The organism is Microbacterium esteraromaticum, from assembly GCF_016907315.1.
GTDB classification, from domain to species: Bacteria; Actinomycetota; Actinomycetes; order Actinomycetales; family Microbacteriaceae; genus Microbacterium; species Microbacterium esteraromaticum.
The window spans coordinates 2,163,256-2,182,332 of sequence record NZ_JAFBBS010000001.1; the positions used below are offsets into that span (position 1 = coordinate 2,163,256).

At 70.6% G+C, this 19,077-nt stretch carries 10 protein-coding genes; all 10 read left to right on the forward strand.

The genetic code is table 11. The annotated features are described in order from the left end of the window. Entirely contained in the window at window positions 1-1,485 is a 1,485-nt protein-coding gene (locus tag JOE67_RS10380; protein ID WP_204975501.1) for a S8 family peptidase, read from the forward strand. 249 nt (window positions 1,486-1,734) lie between these two features. Next, entirely contained in the window at window positions 1,735-7,740 is a 6,006-nt protein-coding gene (locus JOE67_RS10385; RefSeq protein WP_338041577.1) for an Ig-like domain-containing protein, read from the forward strand. Between the two features lie 33 nt (window positions 7,741-7,773). Then, on the forward strand, window positions 7,774-8,745 hold the full coding sequence (locus JOE67_RS10390) for an AAA family ATPase (RefSeq protein ID WP_204975503.1): 972 nt from the start codon (window positions 7,774-7,776) through the stop codon (window positions 8,743-8,745). Further along, the gene (locus JOE67_RS10395) at window positions 8,745-10,004 is read left to right on the forward strand and encodes a DUF58 domain-containing protein (RefSeq protein WP_204975504.1); all 1,260 of its coding nucleotides are present in this window, start codon (window positions 8,745-8,747) and stop codon (window positions 10,002-10,004) included. The genes JOE67_RS10390 and JOE67_RS10395 overlap by 1 nt, the downstream gene beginning before the upstream one ends. Further along, a complete protein-coding gene (locus JOE67_RS10400) occupies window positions 10,001-12,391 on the forward strand; it encodes a transglutaminase-like domain-containing protein (protein ID WP_204975505.1) in 2,391 nt (796 codons plus the stop codon). The genes JOE67_RS10395 and JOE67_RS10400 overlap by 4 nt, the downstream gene beginning before the upstream one ends. Further along, window positions 12,388-13,752, forward strand: coding sequence for an RDD family protein (locus JOE67_RS10405; RefSeq protein ID WP_204975506.1), 1,365 nt, complete (start codon window positions 12,388-12,390; stop codon window positions 13,750-13,752). Before JOE67_RS10400 ends, JOE67_RS10405 begins: the two co-directional genes overlap by 4 nt. Further along, window positions 13,749-14,567 carry a PP2C family protein-serine/threonine phosphatase gene (locus JOE67_RS10410; RefSeq protein WP_204975507.1) on the forward strand — a complete coding sequence of 273 codons (819 nt, stop codon included), beginning with the start codon at window positions 13,749-13,751 and terminating at the stop codon, window positions 14,565-14,567. Before JOE67_RS10405 ends, JOE67_RS10410 begins: the two co-directional genes overlap by 4 nt. Next, window positions 14,564-15,910 carry an FHA domain-containing protein gene (locus JOE67_RS10415; protein WP_204975508.1) on the forward strand — a complete coding sequence of 449 codons (1,347 nt, stop codon included), beginning with the start codon at window positions 14,564-14,566 and terminating at the stop codon, window positions 15,908-15,910. The genes JOE67_RS10410 and JOE67_RS10415 overlap by 4 nt, the downstream gene beginning before the upstream one ends. Then, entirely contained in the window at window positions 15,907-17,577 is a 1,671-nt protein-coding gene (locus JOE67_RS10420; protein WP_204975509.1) for a protein kinase domain-containing protein, read from the forward strand. The genes JOE67_RS10415 and JOE67_RS10420 overlap by 4 nt, the downstream gene beginning before the upstream one ends. Next, entirely contained in the window at window positions 17,577-19,034 is a 1,458-nt protein-coding gene (locus JOE67_RS10425) for an RDD family protein (protein ID WP_204975510.1), read from the forward strand. The genes JOE67_RS10420 and JOE67_RS10425 overlap by 1 nt, the downstream gene beginning before the upstream one ends. Window positions 19,035-19,077 lie beyond the last annotated feature (43 nt).

A 19,077-nucleotide genomic window follows, 5' to 3' on the forward strand; every position in this document is an offset into this window, starting at 1 on the left:
ATGAGATCGCGAACAGCGCGGATCGCAGTGGCCGCCGCCATTCTCGGAGTCGGCGTCGTCGGCGTCCAGCCGGCTTTCGCGGCCCCGGCCGATGAGGCCGCATCGACCCCGGTGCCCATCTCCACCCCCGACGGCCAGGTGTCGAGCTACGTCGTCAACACCAAGATCGTGAACCCCGGTCAGGTGCGCAAGGCCGAGGCGGCGGTCGTCGCCGCCGGCGGCGTCGTGGTGCAGTCGTGGCCGCAGATCGGCGTGATCGTCGCGCACTCGACGAAGGCGGATTTCCGCACCGCGGTCGTCGCCGCGGGCGGCAACTCCATCGCATCCGCCGGTCCGACCCGCTCGGTGGCGGTCAGCGAGGGAACACCCGAGGGCGTCGCGACCCCGTGGGGTCCTGGCAAGGGTCAGCTGAAGAAGGCTGAGACCAAGAAGTCCGACATCTCCGACGGCACCGCGGCGACCTCGACCGACCCCCGCGAGGGCGAGCAGTGGGACATGAAGATGATCAACGTGCCGCAGGCGCACGAGATCACCACGGGCTCCCCGGACGTGCTCATCGGCGTGCTCGACTCTGGCATCGACCCGGATCACCCCGACCTCGCCAGCCAGATCGATCGACTCAACTCGGTCGGCTGCACCGACGCCGGTCGTCCGGCGACGGGTGAGGCGGCGTGGGCGCCCACGACGAGCGACCACGGCACCCACGTGGCCGGCACCATCGGCGCCGCACGCAACGGCGTCGGGATCGTCGGCATCGCACCCGGATCGAAGATGGCCTCGGTCAAGGTCGTCAACGACGACGGGTTCATCTACCCCGAGTACGCGGTGTGCGGCTTCATGGAAGCCGGCCTCAAGGGCATGGACGTCACCAACAACAGCTACTACGTCGACCCGTTCGAGTTCTGGTGCGGCGATCAGCCCGAGCAGGCTCCGGCGATGGAGGCCGTGCGCCGCGCGGTCGACTGGTCGACCTCGAAGGGTGCCGTGCACGTCGCAGCCGCGGGCAACAGCTCGTACGACCTGTCGGCGAAGACGACCGACGACAGCAGCCCCAACGACGCTGCCGAGCCGACCCTGCGCGAGATCAACAGCTCGTGCAAGGACATCCCGACCGAGCTCGACGGCGTCGTGACGGTTTCGTCGGTCGACAGCCGTGGGGCCCTGTCGTCGTTCTCGAACCGGGGACTCGGCGTGATCGATGTCGCGGCTCCCGGCAGCCGGGTGCTCTCGACCATCGTGCGCGACAACGGCTACGGCCTGAAGAGCGGCACCTCGATGGCGTCGCCGCACGTCGCCGGCGTCGCGGCGCTCATGAAGTCGGCCCACCCGACGTGGGGACCCGACCGCATCGCGGACGAGCTGCGCGCGCAGGCGATCGACACCGCGTGCACCGTGACGACGGTGGCGGCGCCCTGCGTGGGCACCGACGACGAGAACTCCTTCTACGGTGAGGGACTCGTCGACGCGTACGCCGCCGTCCGCTGACACGACCACGCAGCGCTGAGCGGGTGCACGGCCTCGGGGTCGTGCACCCGTTCTGTGTGTCCGCTGCGGCGCCGGGAGCATGGGCAGAGGTACCCATGCGCTCGGCACGACGGCATTCGTGACCCCCGGTTAGGATGTTGACGGCGTTTCGCGACGCCCGAGGGGGGTTGACTGAGTATGAAGGCACTGTCATGGGTCCGATCGCGACCGAAGACGGCGGCATCGATCGCGGGGGTTGCGATCGGAGCGGTGGCACTGACCACGATGGCTGTGGCCTACGACGGCCTGCCGACCACGAAGGTCGACCTGAACGACGCCGGCGTCTGGCTGACGAAGTCCTCGAGCTTCCTCGTGGGGCACTTCAACCATGAGTCGACGGTGCTCGATGGCGGCATGCGCGCGGCGAGCGAGAACTATGACGTGCTGCAGGACGGCGAGACGGTGCTGGTGGCCGACAGCGGCGAGAGCACGCTGACGGCGGTGGACCCCGCCCGCATGGTGCTGGGTGACAGCGCCTCTGTACCGGGCAGTGCCAAGGTCGCTCTCGGGGCGAAGACCGTCGCGATCCTCGACGACAAGTCCGGCGATCTCTGGATCACGTCGGCGAAGGGACTCTCGGGCTTCGACATCAAGGCCGCCGACCCGACTGTCGAGCTCGGCAAGGGCGCCGATGTGACGGTGGGGCGTGACGGCACGGTGTACGCGCTCTCGGGTGAGAAGGGCGAGGTCGTCACGGTTCCGTCCGATCCCGAGGGCATGCCGCTCGAGCCCGCGACCGCGTCGGTCGGCGAGCTCGATCTGAGCGAGCAGCCGAGCATCACCGCGGTCGGCTCGACGCCTGTGGTGCTCGACGCCGCGGCCGGCGTCGTGACGACTCCCGGCGGGTTCCGCACCGAGATCGATCAGGCGGCGGATGCCGTGCTGCAGCAGGCATCCGCTGATTCGGCAGCGGTGGCGATCGCGACGCCGACCGCTCTCCTGCAGGTGCCGCTCGACGGCGGCGAACCGGTCGATGAGAAGGCCGATGGCACGGGCACCCCGGCAGCTCCGGTGCAGCTGCGCGGCTGCACCTACGGCGCGTGGGCCGTGTCGGCGACGTTCATCCGCGACTGCACGGGCGACTCGCTCGACGTGAAAGAGAGCATCCCCGGCGCCGAGAACTCCGCGTCGCTGGCCTTCCGCGTGAACCGCGACGTGATCGTGCTCAACGACATCATCGGCGGGGCGGCGTGGCTGGCGAACGAGAGCCTGCAGCGCGTGGACGACTGGAGCGTGCTCGTTCCGCCGGAGGGCGAGAGTGAGGACGACGAGAACACGACCCAGGAGACCGTCGAAACCTCCCTGCCGGAGCGCAAGGAGAAGAACACCGTCCCCACGGCTGAGGACGACCCCGATCTCGGCGTCCGTCCCGGCGGCACGACCCTGCTGTCGGTTCTCGACAACGACAACGATCCCGACGGCGACGTGCTCGTGGCATCGCTGAAGGGAAAGCAGCCGTCGGTGGGCGAGGTGCGTCCGATCCTCAACGGCGCCGCCCTGCAGATCGCCGTGCCAGAAGACGCGACGGGGACGTCGACCTTCACCTACGAGATCGACGACGGACGCGGCGGGCGTGACACAGCCCAGGTCACCGTCTCGGTGCACGACGACAAGACGAACGGCGCCCCGCGCCCCAAGCGCACGAGCAAGGTGGCGGTCGAGGCTGGCGGCACCGTCTCGTACAACGTGCTGCCCGACTGGCGCGATCCCGACGGCGACGACCTGTACCTGCGCGGTGTCGAGCCGGCACCGGGTGACGAGGTCGAGTTCACCACCGACGGCAAGATCACGTACCGGGCTGTCGCGAGCCTGCAGGGCCGCAAAGAGATCGAGATCAGCATCTCGGATGCCATGGGCAAGGTCGCGACGGGCAAGGTCGTGCTCGATGTCAAGCCCGAGGGCTCGACGAACCCGCTCACCAACGCCGATCACGTCGTGACGCGCGCAGGGGAGTCCGTCACCGTCTCGCCGCTCGCGAACGACACGAGCTCGGGCCGGGAGCAGCTGCGGCTGGCGCGCGTCGAGGACACCGCTGGTGTCGAGCTCGACCGCGACTACCCGAACCGCAAGTTCGCATTCAAGGCGAACGCGCCGGGCACCTATTACGTGCAGTACCTCGCGACAGCGGGGCCGAAGCCCGCGAAGGGCATCGTGCGCGTCGACGTGCTCGACAAGCAGCAGAGCGATCTCGCGCCGGTCGCGGTGCGCGACGTCGCCATGCTCACCTCGGGCAGTGAAGCGCTCGTCGGCGTGCTCGGCAATGACAGCGACCCCGCAGGCGGCGTGCTGGTTGTGCAGTCGGTCTCTGTGCCGCCGAGCAGTGGCGTGAACGTGTCGGTGCTCAACCACGAGACGCTGCGCGTCAGCGACCAGGGCTCGCTCTCCGAGCCTGTGCGCATCACCTACCGCATCTCGAACGGCAAGAAGTCGGCCGAGGGCGACGTCGTGGTCATCCCGATCCCGGCGCCGACGAAGCTTCTCGCGCCTGTCACGAACGACGACGAGGCGGTCGTGCGCGTCGGCGACGTGGTGACCATCCCCGTGCTCGACAACGACGTGCATCCCAACGGCGACAAGCTGACGGTCGCTCCGGACCTGGTCGAGCCGCTGGTCGATCCGGAGGACGGCGAGGCGTTCGTCTCGCAGGATGCCGTGCGCTTCCGCGCGGGGAAGAACCCGGGCACCGTGTACATCACGTACGAGGCCGTCGACACCCGTGGCCAGAAAGCCGGCGGTCACATCTCGGTGCAGGTGCTGCCCATCGACGACGACGGCACGAACGCCGCGCCCCGTCCGCGTGACCTGACCGCGCGCGCTCTCGCCGGTTCGCGGATCAACATCCCCGTGCCGCTCGACGGCCTCGACGCCGACGGCGACTCGGTCGAGCTGATCGGCGTCGACAGCGCGCCGGTCAAGGGGCGCATCGTCGAGCAGGGCAACAACTACCTCACCTACGAGGCCTACGAGGATGCGTCCGGCGTCGACGCCTTCAGCTACCGGGTGCGCGACCGCCTCGGAGCCGAGTCGCGGGCATCCATCCGGGTGGGGATCGCCCCGCCCGAGGCGGTGAACCAGGCGCCCTACGCCGTGAACGACTCGGTTGTCGTTCGTCCAGGCCGATCGGTGGCGGTGCCTGCTCTGGCGAACGACTCCGACCCCGAAGGCGACCGCATCGGCTACCTGAAGTCGGGCCTGACGCTTCCTCCGGATGTGACGGGCATGAAGGCCAGGATCTCGGGCGACCGCATCGTCATCGACGTGCCGGACGAGGAGCTCGAGACCTCGCTGCAGTACACGATCAGCGACGCGAAGGGCGCGCGAGGCACCGCGGCCATCTTCGTGAAGGTCGACAAGGACGTCCCGCTGATGAACCCCATCGCCCGCGACGACCGCGTGCAGGTGGAGGACGTGAAGGACGACCTGTCGGTCGACCTCGACATCCTGCGCAACGATGAAGACCCCGACGGCACGATCGAGGGCGTCGACGTCACGCTCGAAGACGGCGCGCGTCTGCTCGGCGACGGCAAGGTGCGGGTGAAGGTCGGCGAGGAGCGTCAGCTGATCCGCTACGTGATCACCGACCAGGACGAGCTCGCGTCATCGGCGTTCATCTTCGTGCCCGCGATCGACGAGCTGCGGCCGCGCCTCAAGTCGACCAAGCCGCTCGAGGTCAAGAGCGGTGAGACCAAGGAGATCCCGCTCGAGAAGTACGTCGTGGTGGCCGGCGGCGGCGACGTCCGCCTCACCGAGGCGGCGAAGGTGAGCGCGTCGTACGCGAACGGCGACGACCTGATCAAGGACACCACCACCCTCGTGTACACGTCGAAGGACCGCTATTTCGGTGAGGACGCGCTGACGTTCGAGGTCACCGACGGAGACGGCCCTGACGACCCCGAGGGTCGCAAGTCCACGCTGACGATCCCGATCACGGTGCTGCCGCCCGACAACCAGCCGCCGACGCTCACGAGCGCGCAGATGCAGATCGCGCCAGGCGAGAAGCCGACCGCGCTGGACCTCGCGGGCCTCGCGACCGACCCCGACCCGAAGGACAAGGGCAAGCTCCGCTTCTCGGTCACGTCGCAGCCGGGTGAGGGCATCGACGCGCGCGTCGACGGCACGACGCTGTATGCCGAGACGGGACCGGACACCCCGAAGGGCACGGCCGTCACGATACCGATCACGGTGACGGACGGAACCACCGAGCCCGTCGAGGGCACCGTGCAGGTGACCGTGACGGCATCCACCCGCTCGCTGGCTGTCGCGAGCCCCGATTCGGTCGACGAGGCCGACCAGGGCGAGACCATCACGGTTCCCGCGCTCGCGAACGACATCAACCCGTTCGTCGCCGACGGCGTGCCGCTGAAGCTGCTCACCGCGGAGGTCGAGAGCGGCCAGGGGTCGGCGAAGGTCGCCGGTGATGCCGTGAGCATCACACCGGACAAGACGTTCGTCGGCGTGATGGTGGTGCGCTACCGCGTGCAGGACGCGACGAAGGATCCCGATCGCGAGGTCGAGGGCCGCATCACGGTGACGGTGCAGGGCATTCCGGATGCCCCCGGCCGGCCGACCGTGACTGCGGTCGAGGACCGCACCGTTGTGCTCAACTGGTCGGCGCCGTCGAACAACGGCGCGGAGATCACCGAGTACACGGTCACGTCGGTGTCAGGCAATCCGTACACGAAGGCCTGCACGTCGACCACGTGCACGCTCGACGGGCTGACGAACAACGTCGAGTACACGTTCGCGGTCACGGCGACCAACCGCGTGGGCGATGGTCCGGCCTCTGCCGCGTCGGAGGTCGCACGCCCCGACACCCGCCCCGACACCCCGCTGCCGCCGAAGCTCGCCTTCGGCGACAAGGCCCTCGACGTGTCGTGGACGACGCCGACCTCGAGCGGTTCTCCGGTCGAGTCGTACACGCTCGAGATCTCGCCCACCCCGCCGTCGGGCATCGGGCAGAAGACGGGCGTCACCGGCAACTCGCTGCGCTGGGAGGGCCTCGAGAACGGCACGAGCTACAGCGTGCGGATCCAGGCGCACAACCGCGCGCCCGACCCGTCGAGCTGGAGCATGTACTCGGCGGCCGAGATCCCGGCGGGGCCGCCAGCCGCCGTCGCCGCGCCCACGGTCAGCAGCGCGCCGTCGGTCGGCAGCGAGGCGCAGATGACGGTCAGCTGGTCGCAGCCGAACACCAACGGCGCGCCCATCGAGGAGTACGAGCTCATCACGTACCGCGGCGGCGGCGAGGTCTCCCGGACTGGCGTGGGGACGAGGACCTCGCAGACCGTGGTCGTACCCACCAGCACCGCTGACTACACGTACGCCGTGCGCGCGAAGAACAAGGCCGACTGGGGCCCGGTCGGCGCACAATCCGCTCCGCAGCGCGCGTTCGGTCAGCCGGGCGCCCCCTCGAACGTGAAGGCGACACCGCTGGACAGCGCGATCCGCGTCGAGTTCACGATGACCGAGGCCGCGCGCAACGGCGCATCCCCCAGCGAGATGCGCTACCAGTTCCAGCGCAACGCCGAGCAGTGGCAGCCGTGGGACGGCCAGTCGCTCATTCCCGCGAACAACGGCACGCCGTACACCGTGCGGGTGCGGGCGTACTCGGTCGTGGGCGGTCAGCAGTCGCAGACCGGTCCGTCTACGGCGTCGAACTCGGTCACGCCGTTCGGCCCACCGCACGCCCCGTCGGGTAGCGCGACGAAGAGCGGTGATCGAGCGATCAGGCTGACGTGGGACTCGAGAGGCTCGGAGAACGGCCGGCCGATCACGACGTACATCAGCATCGACAACGGCGGCTGGCAGCGGGTCGACTCGAAGACCGGCGAGCGCATCGTGGGCAACGGGTACGACCAGACGCACAACATCAAGGTGCGCGTCGAGGCCGAGGGAGGCGCGGCGGAGTCGCCGAGGTATTCCGCGACCACCGATTCGCCCCCGAAGCCGACCGCTGAGACGGTCAAGGGCACGTCGGGCAGCTGGTCGAACTGCAACACGTACTCCTGCGCCTACATGAAGGTGAAGGTGAGCAACTTCCCCGCGGGCAACTACCGCCTCTACTGCAACGACAGCGGTGGTCAGTGGGGCGGAGCCACGCACTACGTGCCGGCGAACGGCACGGCTCAGGCGACGTGCTACTACGGCATGCCGAACACCAAGGTGTGGGTGACCATCGGCGGCTGGGGCGACGCGCAACCCATGACCTGGTACTGACGACAGACGAATTCGAGAACGGACAGCACAGCAATGACCATGACCCCCGAACAGGCCGCCTGGTTCCAGGGCACCTTCCACCGTCTCGTCGAGAACGTCGACAAGGCGCTGCAGGGCAAGAGCGAGATCGTCAGCCTCGTCGTCGCCGCCATGCTCGCCGAGGGCCACGTGCTGCTCGAAGACGCACCTGGCACCGGCAAGACCAGCCTCGCGAAGGCGCTCGCGGCGACCGTGCAGGGCACCAGTTCGCGCATCCAGTTCACTCCCGACCTGCTGCCCTCCGACGTGACCGGCGTCACCATCTACGATCAGCAGGCGCACCGCTTCGAGTTCCACAAGGGCCCGATCTTCGCGTCGATCGTGCTGGCGGACGAGATCAACCGCGCCTCGCCGAAGACCCAGTCGGCGCTGCTCGAGGTCATGGAGGAGTCGCGGGTCACCGTCGACGGCGTGACGCACGAGGCGGGTCGTCCGTTCCTCGTCATCGCCACGCAGAACCCGGTCGAGCAGGCGGGCACCTACAAGCTGCCCGAGGCGCAGCTCGACCGCTTCCTGATCAAGACATCGATCGGATACCCCGACCTCGACGTCGCAGAGCGCATCCTCGCCGGTGCCTCGGACCGCAACCCGTCGGCCGGCCTCACCGCGGTGATCACCACGGGCGCCGTGGCCGACATGGCCGATCTGGCCGCCACGGTGCACGTCGAGCCCGCGGTGCTGCGCTACACCGCCGAGCTGTCCGAGGCGACGCGCGGCGACTCCGCCATCCGCCTCGGTGTCTCGGTGCGCGGTGCGATCGCCATGATCCGCATCGCGAAGGTGTGGGCAGCCGCACACGGCCGCCACTACGTGCTGCCCGACGACATCAAGGCCCTGGCCCGCCCGGTCTGGCAGCACCGTCTGCTGCTCGACGCCGAGGCGGAGTTCGCCGGCACCTCGGCAGAGAGCGTGATCGGGCGCGTGCTCGAGAACGTGGCTGCGCCGCAGGCGCGCGCGGCGGTCTGATGTCGCAGGCGACCGTGGTCGAGGGGGGCGCGTCCGGGCAGGAGGCGGGCTGGCGCGACGTCGTCGCCGTGCTCGGCGGGCGCGCGCTCGAGCGTCTGCGCATCGTCGCCGGGGTGGTGCGTCCGCTCGGGTGGATGCTGATGGCGCTGACCGCGCTGTTCTGGATCGTCGGCGCTGTGCAGGGGTGGCGCGAACTGGTCATCGCCGCATGGGTGCTGGGGTTCGTGCTCGTGATCTGCGCGCTGTTCCTGATCGGACGCACGCAGTACGACGTGTCTCTCGACCTGGCCAGGACGCGTGTCGTGGTGGGGGAGCGGGCGATCGGCGCGCTGAAGCTCGAGAACCGCAGCAGCAGGGCGATCCTGCCCTCGCGTGTCGTGCTGCCCGTCGGCGCCGGGCGCGGCGAGTTCTCGATCCAGCGTCTCGCCGCAGGCCAGAGCGCCGAAGAGCTCTTCGCGATCCCCACGCAGCGCCGCGGCGTCGTCGAGGTCGGCCCAGTCAGCGTCGTGCGCGGCGACCCGCTCGGCGTCTTCGAGCGCGCTCACCGTCGTGACGATCCGGTCGACCTGTTCGTGCATCCGAAGACCGTGCTGTTCGGCGGTCAGTCGCTCGGGTTCCTGCGCGACCTCGAGGGTCTGCCTGCAGCAGACCTGTCGCGCGATGATGTCTCGTTCCACGCCCTGCTCGAGTACCAGCCGGGCGACGACCTGCGTCACGTGCACTGGCGCTCGACCGCCCGCACGGGAACCATGATGGTGCGCCAGTTCGAGGAGACCCGTCGTTCGCACTTCGTGATCGGCCTCTCGCGCTCGCGCGCCGACTACCGCTCCGAGGACGAGTTCGAGCTCGGCGTCTCGATCGCCGGATCCATCGGGCTTCGCGCGCTGCAGGACTCCCAGCGCGTGGATGTGCGCGTGCAGGGCCGCGAACTGGCATCCGGCACCGGAAAGCAGCTGCTGGACTCGCTCTCGGCGGTCGAGCAGTCGAAGCCGCGAGAGGGCGGCATCGCCGAGCTCGCCGGCGTCGTGTCGGCGGCCATGCCCACGGCCAGCGTCGTGGTGCTCGTCTGCGGGGCGAGCGTCGACGTCGAAGACCTGCGCCGCGCCTGCGCGCGTCTGCCGTTCGGGGCGCGTGCGCTCGCCGTCGTCGCCCAGCACGGGCTCGACAGCCCCGAGCTGCGCCGCATCGCCGATGCCGACGTGGTGACCGTCGGCGCGCTCGACCAGCTTCCCGTCGCACTGCAGAGGGTGCTCGCATGACCGCTCCGAAGACCGTCACCCCGTCGCGTCTGCGGCCCGGCTGGGTCATCGACATCGTCGCCGTCGGGATGCTGCTGCTCGCCGCGCTCGTCGGATTCTGGACCACGTTCGGCGGACCGAGCTTCCTGCTCGCGGCCGTGGGCGGTGTCGTGCTCGGGCTCGGGGTCGCGACCCTGTGCGCGTGGCGCGGGTGGGGCATCCTCATCGTCACCGGCGCGACGGTCGCCGTGTACTTCCTGCTGGGCGGTGCGCTCGCACTGCCGCACACGACGATGCTCGGCGTCATCCCCACGATCGACACCCTGGTCGCGCTGGCCGCAGGGGTGGTCACGTCGTGGAAGCAGCTGCTGACCACCGTCGCCCCGGTATCTGCCGCCGACGGACACCTGCTCGTTCCTTTCCTGATCGGCCTGGTCGCCGCCGTCGTCTCGGCCTCGCTCGCCCTGCGCCTGCGCCGGCTGGCGTGGTCGCTGCTGCCCGTCGTCGCAGCGCTGTTCCTGTCGATCGCGCTCGGCGTGCCGACCGCCGCCTTCCCGCTCGCCCAGGGCATCATCATCGCCGGGGTGGCCGCTGTGTGGATGTCTCTGCGCGCATGGTGGGCGCCGCAGTCGTCGGCCGTGAACGTGTCCGAGGCCGACCCGGCTCGCGCGCGGTACATGCGCATGCGCCGGCTCGTGGGCGGAGCGCTGGTCATCGCGCTGGCGGCCGGTGCGGGCGCGGCCGTGAACGCGGTGACGGCGCAGGCGGGCCCGCGCAGCGTGTTCCGCGATGCGATCATCCCGCCCTTCAACATCCGCGACTACGCGAGCCCCATGCAGGGGTTCCGCAAGACGGTGCGCGATCAGAAGACGAAGACCCTGTTCACGGTGACGGGCCTGCCCGATGGTGCGCGCGTGCGCCTCGCCGCCATGGACGGCTGGGACGGCATGGTCTACAACGTGACCGACGGCGGACCTGGGTCGTCGAGCGCCTTCCTGCCCCTGCGCAGCGACATGGCGACAGGCGCCGAGGGCGTGCCGGCTTCTCTGCGCTTCGAGATCGACGACTACTCGGGTGTCTGGCTGCCCGGCGCCTCGGTGGTCGACGACGTTCGCTTCGACGGTGACCGCGCCGATGAGCTGCGCCGCACCGCGTACACCAACTCGACGACCGACACCACCGTGGTCACCGCCGGTGTGAAGAAGGGCGACGCGTACACGGTCGACGCCGTCTTCGCGCCGAAGATCAGCGACGATGTGCTCAAAGAGGCGGAGTTCGCCAACATCAGGCAGAAGGTGTCGCCGTACTCGCCCGACGACCTCTCGGCGATGGCCGCCGACATCGTCACCGATGCCGAGACGCCCATCGAGCAGGCCAGGGCGCTCGAGACGTTCTTCGCCGAGGGCGGGTTCTTCAGCCACGGCCTCGAGGGCGAGGTGCTCTCACGCGCGGGTCACACCGCCGAGCGCATCAGCACCCTGCTCGGCGGCGACCAGATGATCGGCGACGACGAGCAGTACGCCGTCGCGATGGCCCTCGCCGCGCAGGAGGTCGGGATGCCCGTGCGGGTCGTCATGGGCTACTACCCCGACGGCGATCGCAAGGGCGAGCCCGTCTTCACCGCGACCGGCGACGACGTGCACGCCTGGGTCGAGATCGCCTTCGAGGGCTTCGGCTGGCTGCCGTTCGACCCGACCCCGCCAGAGGACAAGGTGCCTCAGGACCAGAACACCAAGCCGCGCGTCGACCCCAAGCCGCAGGTGCTGCAGCCGCCGCCCCCTCCGCAGGAGCCGGTCGATCTGCCGCCGACCGTGCCGGACGACCGCAAGGCCGAGGATGACAGCCTGAACGTGCTCGGCATCATCGGCATGATCCTCGCGATCGTCGGGGTCTCGCTCGGGGTGCTGCTGCTGCTCGCGTCGCCGTTCATCGTGATCGGCGCGTGGAAGGCGGCCAAGCGGCGCTCGCGCCGCAACGCGGAGCGTCACTCCGATCGCATCAGCGGCGGATGGGACGAGCTGACTGACCGCGCGATCGACCACGGCGCGCGCATCGCCCCCGGGGGCACGCGTGTCGAAGAGGCCGGTGTCATGGCATCCACCCTGACGCTGCCCGCCGCCACCGCGCTCGCCGTGCGCGCCGACGGCCAGGTCTTCGGACCTGGTGAGCCGACGGCCGAGGAGGTCGACGCGTTCTGGCGCGAGGTCGACGCGGCGGTGGGAGACCTGCGCGGCGCCACCACCTTCTGGGGCCGGACGAAGGCCAGGCTGAGCCTGCGCTCTCTGACCGGCAACGGCAGGATGGCAGAGCGCATGCAGGAGCTGAAGGATGCCGCGGCCGCCCGCGTGCGGCGCGAACCTGGCAACATCGACAAGAAGAACACGACGTCCGAGAGCGAGACCCCATGACGACGATTCCCCCCGGAGACATCGCGCCGATCCAGCGACGGGTGATCGCCTACGTCATCGACGCTCTCATCGCCGGCGTGCTGCCGGTCGTCGCCACCGTGGTCATCGCGAGCCTGATGGTCGGAGCCCTGCAGAGCCCCGAGTCGGCGGCGGGTGCGCTCGCCTCGGTGGCGGTGGCTGCGGGCGTCTCCGGCCTGCTGATCCTGGGCTGGTTCGTGGTCTACACGATCATGCAGACCGGCAAGGGATCGATCGGCATGCGGGCCCAGCGCATCCGGCTCGTCGGCGCGGTCGACCTGGCCCCGCTGTCGTTCTGGCGTGCGCTGCTGCGCAACGTCGTCTTCGCGGTCACCGGCTCGTTCGTCGTGGGCCTGTTCTCGCCGCTGTTCGACGGCACCGGCCGCTACCAGGGCTGGCATGACAAGGTCGCGGGCGCGATCATGCTGGACGCCGCGGCCGTGCCCGCCGCCGCATCCGCAGCCGCTCCGGCGGCGCCTTCGGTGACGCCTCCGGCACCTCCCGCACTGCCGAACCCGCTCGCGACGGGCGGCTACACCGGGCAGCCGACGCCGCCGGCCCCGCCGGCGCCGTTCGCCTTCCCGCAGCCGACGCGCGACGCGCCGCCGCTGCCCGACGGCTTCCCCGACGAGACGATCGTCGCGCCGCGACACGCGTCGCCTGCCGCTCCGGTGCTGCCCGCCGCGCCCGCGTATCCCGCGGCGCCGGTCCCGGATGCCTCTGCCGCAGCCTCCGATGAGACGATCGCCGCGCCGCCGGCGCGCCAGGAGCTTCCCGGCGATCCGCTCATCTCGTTCGTACCCGGCGTGACGCAGCCGGGTGCAGCCCCCGCGCCGCCCGCGCCCGCTCCGGCCGCGCCCGCGCCCGCTCCGGCTGCTCCGGCTCCGGTGGTTCCGGCTCCCGAGATCGCAGCTCCTGCGTCGCCTGCCGAGCAGGCTCCGGCTGCGCAGCACGGCTCCGCGCAGGCATCCGCTCACGACGTCGACGACGACCTCGAGGCGACCCGCATCAGCGTGCCCGGGCACCGTCTCGTCTTCACCTGGGACGACGGGCAGCGTGTGTCGGTCTCGACCCGCACGGTGTTCGGCCGCAACCCCGAGCAGGAGCCGGGCACCGTCGTCGTCTCCGTGCGCGACGAGACCCTCTCGCTCTCGAAGACGCACTTCGAGGCGGGTTCCGAGCCGACCGGCGGCTGGGTCATGGACCGCCATTCGACGAACGGCCTGACGATCGTGCGCGACGGCACGCGCATCGCGTGCCCGCCCGGCCAGCGCGTGCCTGTGCGTCTGGGCGATGCCCTCGAGATCGGCGATCGCATCGTCACGATCGGGGGCTTCGCATGACGGCTCCGGTGATGGTCCGCGTGGGCTCATCGACCCATACGGGCACTCGCCGTGCCCTGAACGAAGACGCCCAGCTCTCGACGGCGCCGGTGTTCATCGTCGCCGACGGCATGGGCGGACACGAAGCAGGCGAGGTCGCCAGCGGCGCCGTGGTGGCCGAGTTCTCGCAGCTCGTGGGTCGCGATGCGCTCGAGCTCGACGATGTGCGACGGGCCGTCGCCCGCGCCCGCGCGTCGGTGGATCAGCTCGCGACGACGGGTGCCCGCGCGGGCACGACGCTCAGCGGCGTCGTCATCTCGTCGGTCGACGGGCTCGGATACTGGCTGGCCGTGAACATCGGCGATTCGCGCACCTATCGATTCGCATCCGGTGAGCTCGAGCAGATCAGCGAGGACCATTCGGTCATCCAGGAGCTGCTGGATGCCGGTGAGCTGACGCCAGAACAGGCGCTGACCGACTCGCGCCGCAACATCATCACCCGCGCGATCGGCGCAGGCAGCACCGGCGACGCCGATTTCTGGCTCTTCCCCGCCGAGCGCGGCGACCGCATGCTGGTCTGCTCGGACGGCCTCACCTCGGAGGTGTCCGAGGCGCGCATCACCGAGGTGCTCTCGAGCGAGGCCGACCCGCAGCGCGCGGCGGACCTGCTCACGGCCGACGCGGTGAACGCGGGCGGGCGCGACAACATCACGGTCGTGGTGGTCGACGCGGTCGCCGTCACCACGCGACCCGGAACGATCGTGCTCTCGGACGAGATGGACGATGTGGACGCCGACACCCGTCCGCGGGAGACACTGACTGGAGGGGTTCGATGAACCAGTTCGCTTACCGGCCCGGCACCTGGCAGCTCGTCGTCGAATCCGGCGGCTTCGTCGCCGTGCCGGCCGACGTCGAGGCCGCTCGTCTCGAGACGCTGCACCGCATGCTGCGAGACGGCACCCCGGCCCTGACCGATGTGATCGACGTGCTTGCGGCCGGTTCCATCGCCGCCCTCGGATCGTTCGCGGTGGCCCTCACCTCGGGCGACTCGATCCGCTTCGCCGTTCGCGGACCCGTGCAGGCGCGCATCGTCTCCTCCGGCGACGACGAGGTCGTGTCCGGTGCCGAGGTCAGCACGTGGACAGAGCGCTTCATCGCCGACGCGCAGGGCTTCGAGCTCACCATCGACGACGCGCAGAGCGACGCCTGGTACCCGATCGTGTCGGGTGTCGTGCTCGCGGCGGCTCTGCGCCAGGGGGAGACGGCGGCGACCCCGGCGCAGGCTGCGGATCCGGATGCCGATGGCGCGTCGGCTACGGCGACGGACGCCTCCGCGCCGGTCGCGCTCGATCCCGCCGCTGAGGCCGTTCCGGCAGCTGTCGAGGATGCCGAAGACGACGAGCCGGCCGTCTCCGAGCCGGTCGTCTCGGAGCCCGAGCCCGAGGCAGAGTTCGAGCCCGAGGCAGCGTCCGAGTCGGAGGGGGATCCCGAACCCGGACAGCAGCAGGAGGCCGAGCCCGAGCCGCAGCCGGATTCCGGGGTCGCGTCGTCGTCGCAGCCGGAGCCCGAGGCGGGCGCCGCATCCTTTCACGGGGACGACTCGGCGATCGCGCAGACTCTCATCCCGGCCGATCTGACCCTGGCGCCGATGAGCGAGGGCGACGTGACCCCCTCCTCCGACCTCCCCGGTCTCGGAGACCACGACGGTGCGACCATCTCGGCCGCCGAGCTGCGCCGCCTGCGGTCGCAGCAGGGCCTCACCACCGAGCCGCCGACCGCCGGCCCCGACGCGCCCACTGCGGTGCTCCCCGTCGTCGACTCCTCCGTCGCCTCCGTCGTGCACGGCGTCGCACGTCTGTCGACCGGGCAGGTCATCGAGCTCGACCGCACGGTGATCATCGGCCGCCGGCCGCGCTCGACCCGCGTCAGCGGCGACAGCATGCCGCACCTCGTCGCCGTCGACAGCCCGCAGCAGGACATCTCGCGCAGCCACCTCGAGATCCGCCCGGAGGGCGACTCCGTGGTCGTGATCGATCTGCGCACCACCAACGGGTCGACCCTGCTGCGCCCTGGCGCCGACCCCGTGCGCCTGCACCCCGGCGAGCACACCCTCGTGCTCAGCGGAGACGTCGTCGACCTCGGCGACGGCGTGACGGTCGCGTTCGAAGGACTCGTGTGAGCAGGCCCCCCTCCGAGCCGCCCGTCCTGCCCGGGTTCTCATACCTGCAGCCGCTCGGAGCCGGCGGCTTCGCCGACGTCTTCCTCTACGAGCAGCAGATGCCGCGACGCAAGGTGGCGGTCAAGGTGCTGCTCGCCGACCGTCTGAGCACTGGTGCCGCGCAGGAGTTCACCGACGAGGCGAACGTGATGGCCATGCTGTCGACGCATCCCGCCATCGTCACGATCTACCAGGCAGGCGTCGCCGGCGACGGCCGGCCGTACCTGGTGATGGAGTACTGCTCCAGGCCCAACCTGCAGGTGCGCTCGCGTCGTGAGCCGTTCTCGGTGGCCGAGGCGCTGCGCGTCGGCATCCAGGTGGCCGGCGCGGTCGAGACCGCCCACCGTGCGGGTGTGCTGCACCGCGACATCAAGCCGGCGAACATCCTCGTCACCGAGTACAACAGGCCGGCGCTGACCGACTTCGGCATCGCCACGACCGCGGGCGCGGTGAACGAGGCCGCAGGCATGTCGATCCCGTGGTCGCCGCCCGAGTCGTTCGCCGAGCCGCCGGCGAGCGGACCGCGCACCGATGTCTATGCGCTCGGTGCCACCATCTTCACCCTGCTCGCGTCGCGGTCGCCGTTCGAGCGGCCGGGCGAGCGCAACACCAGCGCCGACCTCATCGAGCGGATCGAGCGTATGGCGGTGCCCAAGCTCGACCGCGCCGATTCGCCGTCGAGCCTGCAGGCCGTGCTCGAGCGCGCCATGGCGAAGAACCCCGACGACCGCTACCCGAGCGCCGTGGCCTTCGCCAGGGCTCTGCAGAAGGTGCAGATCGAGCTCGCGCACTCGGTGACCCCGATCGACATCGTCGACGAGCATCCGTCGGCCGACGAGCTCGAAGACGACGATGACGGCCTGACGCGCGTGCGCGAGGTGCGCTCGATCAGCCCGCAGGGCGAGGCCGAGAACGCGACCCGCCCGTCAGCGCGCACCGAGCGCAAGGCCGCGCCGGTGATCGGCGACATCCCGCGCTTCGACCCCGCGAGCGCTCCCGCCGCAGCGGTCGAGCAGACGCAGCTGCGCGCCTCGTCGAGCGCGCCTCAGGCGACGCCGACGGCCGCTCCCGACCACGACGAGCAGACGCTGCTGCGGCCTCCGCGGGTCGTCGCGCCCGTGGCATCCGCTCCCGCCCCTGCGCCGCAGGCGCCCGCATCCGCATCGCCCCACGAGACGACCGCCGCAGCCGATGCTCCCCGCGTTCGCAAGGGCGTGCCGTGGTGGGGATGGGTGCTCATGCTGGTCGGCGCCGTGCTCGTCGTCGGCGGTGTGATCTGGGCCAGCAGCCTGGCCGCAGACGGCATCGGCAGTCAGACGACGAAGACGCCCCCGCCGTCCGAACCGGAGGCGAAGGACCCCATGGCCGGTCTCGTGCCGCCGGTCGAAGACCTGGTCGGCACCCGTTCGGGCGATGTCGTCACCTTCACCTGGAAGAACGCCGACCCGCAGGAGGGCGACACGTTCCTCTGGAACCAGGTGACGCTCGACGGCCCGTCGAAGTCGGCGCAGGTGACCGAGCCGAAGGTCGTGCTGCCGGGGCCGAATCCCGACCGCACCTGCATCGAGGTCATCGTCAAGCGCGACAACGGCACCTCTTCGCCCGAGGTCAGGGAGTGCGTCGACTGATGATCTGGGAGATCGACGACAAGAGCGAGACGATCGAAGGACTCGACGAGTCCGGTCGCCCCGACCCCGCCTATGCGGCCGCGCTCGGACTGCTTCCGGCGCCGCTCGGTCGCCGCGCGCTCGCCGCGGTGTACGACGGCGCGGCGTGGATGCTGGTGCAGCTGCCGTTCCTGATCGGGTCGGTGCCTCTTCTGATGAAGCTGGCGGGCGGGTCCATCTCGGCCTACGGTCTCGTCAACCACCCCGGCTTCACTCTCGCTGTCGTGATGGCGTCGATAACGGCGCTGCTGAGCCTGGCGCTCGCCATCGTGCAGTGGTCGCTGCACGCCGTGAAGGGCATGACCATCGGCAAGGCGCTCACCCGCATCCGCACGGTCAACGTGCGCACCCTCGGGAAAGCCGGATTCCTGCGGCTGCTGCTGCGCTACCTCATCGTCGGTGCGGCGGGTCTGCTGCCGGCCATCGGCTCCGCGCTCTTCCTGCTCTCGCCGGTGTTCGATCCTGAGCGCCGCGGGCGGGGCTGGCACGACAAGGCGAGCGGCGTCTGGCTCGTCGACGTGCGCGCCGGTCTGAACCCGTTCGACGAGAAGCGCATGCGCGTGGCCCGCAAGATGGTGAAGGCCGAGCCGACCCGCGAGCGCGTCGTGCTGCCCTCCCTCGCGACTCCCGTCGACCCGTCTCAGCAGCCCGCCTACCGACCCGGCAGCCGCGTGAGCGCCGGTGTGCTCGGGGTGGCCCGCCCGCATGACGCCAACGAGCGCCCCGTCATCGGGCTCCCGGTGGCCGCAGGACCCGAACCCGAACCGCAGGGCGAGGCGGGCAAGCCCGTGCTCGGGGGCTACCGAGCACCGGCGAAGCCCGAAGAACCGGCATCCGGTTCCTCGGCGCCCCCGCCCGCAGCCACGCCACCCGCAGTCGGTGCGGCCGGACCGGGCGCACCGGTCGTCGACGCTGTGCCGAGACAGCGTCGCGAGGCGCGCACCGTGGCAGTCGAGCGGCAGCGCGAGACCCCCGCCGCAGCTGCCCCGGTCGCTCCTGCCGCCGCTCCTGAAACTGCAGCTCCTGCCGCCGCTCCTGAAGCCGCCGCTCCTGCCGCGGCCGCTCCTGCCCCGGCACCGGAAGCGGCAGCGCCGGTGCGCTTCGGCCTGCGTTTCGACACTGGAGAGGGCATCGGGGTCACTGCGCCCGTGCTCCTGGGCCGCAACCCCGACGCGAGCGGGCACCCTGGTGCCACTCCGATGCCGCTCGCAGACAGCACGCGGTCGCTGTCGAAGACGCACCTTCTCGCCCGACCCGTCGACGGCGGCATCGAGGTCGTCGACCTCGGCTCGACCAACGGGTCCGGTCTGATCCGCGGAGGAGCCGAGTACGCGCTCAGCGCAGGAGCGGCGACTCTGGTGACCGAGGGCGACACCATCCGGCTCGGCGACCGCATCGCGGCCGTGGTCAGGGTATGACTCCCCGCTCGACGCGCGCCGCCACCGGCGAGACACATCGAAA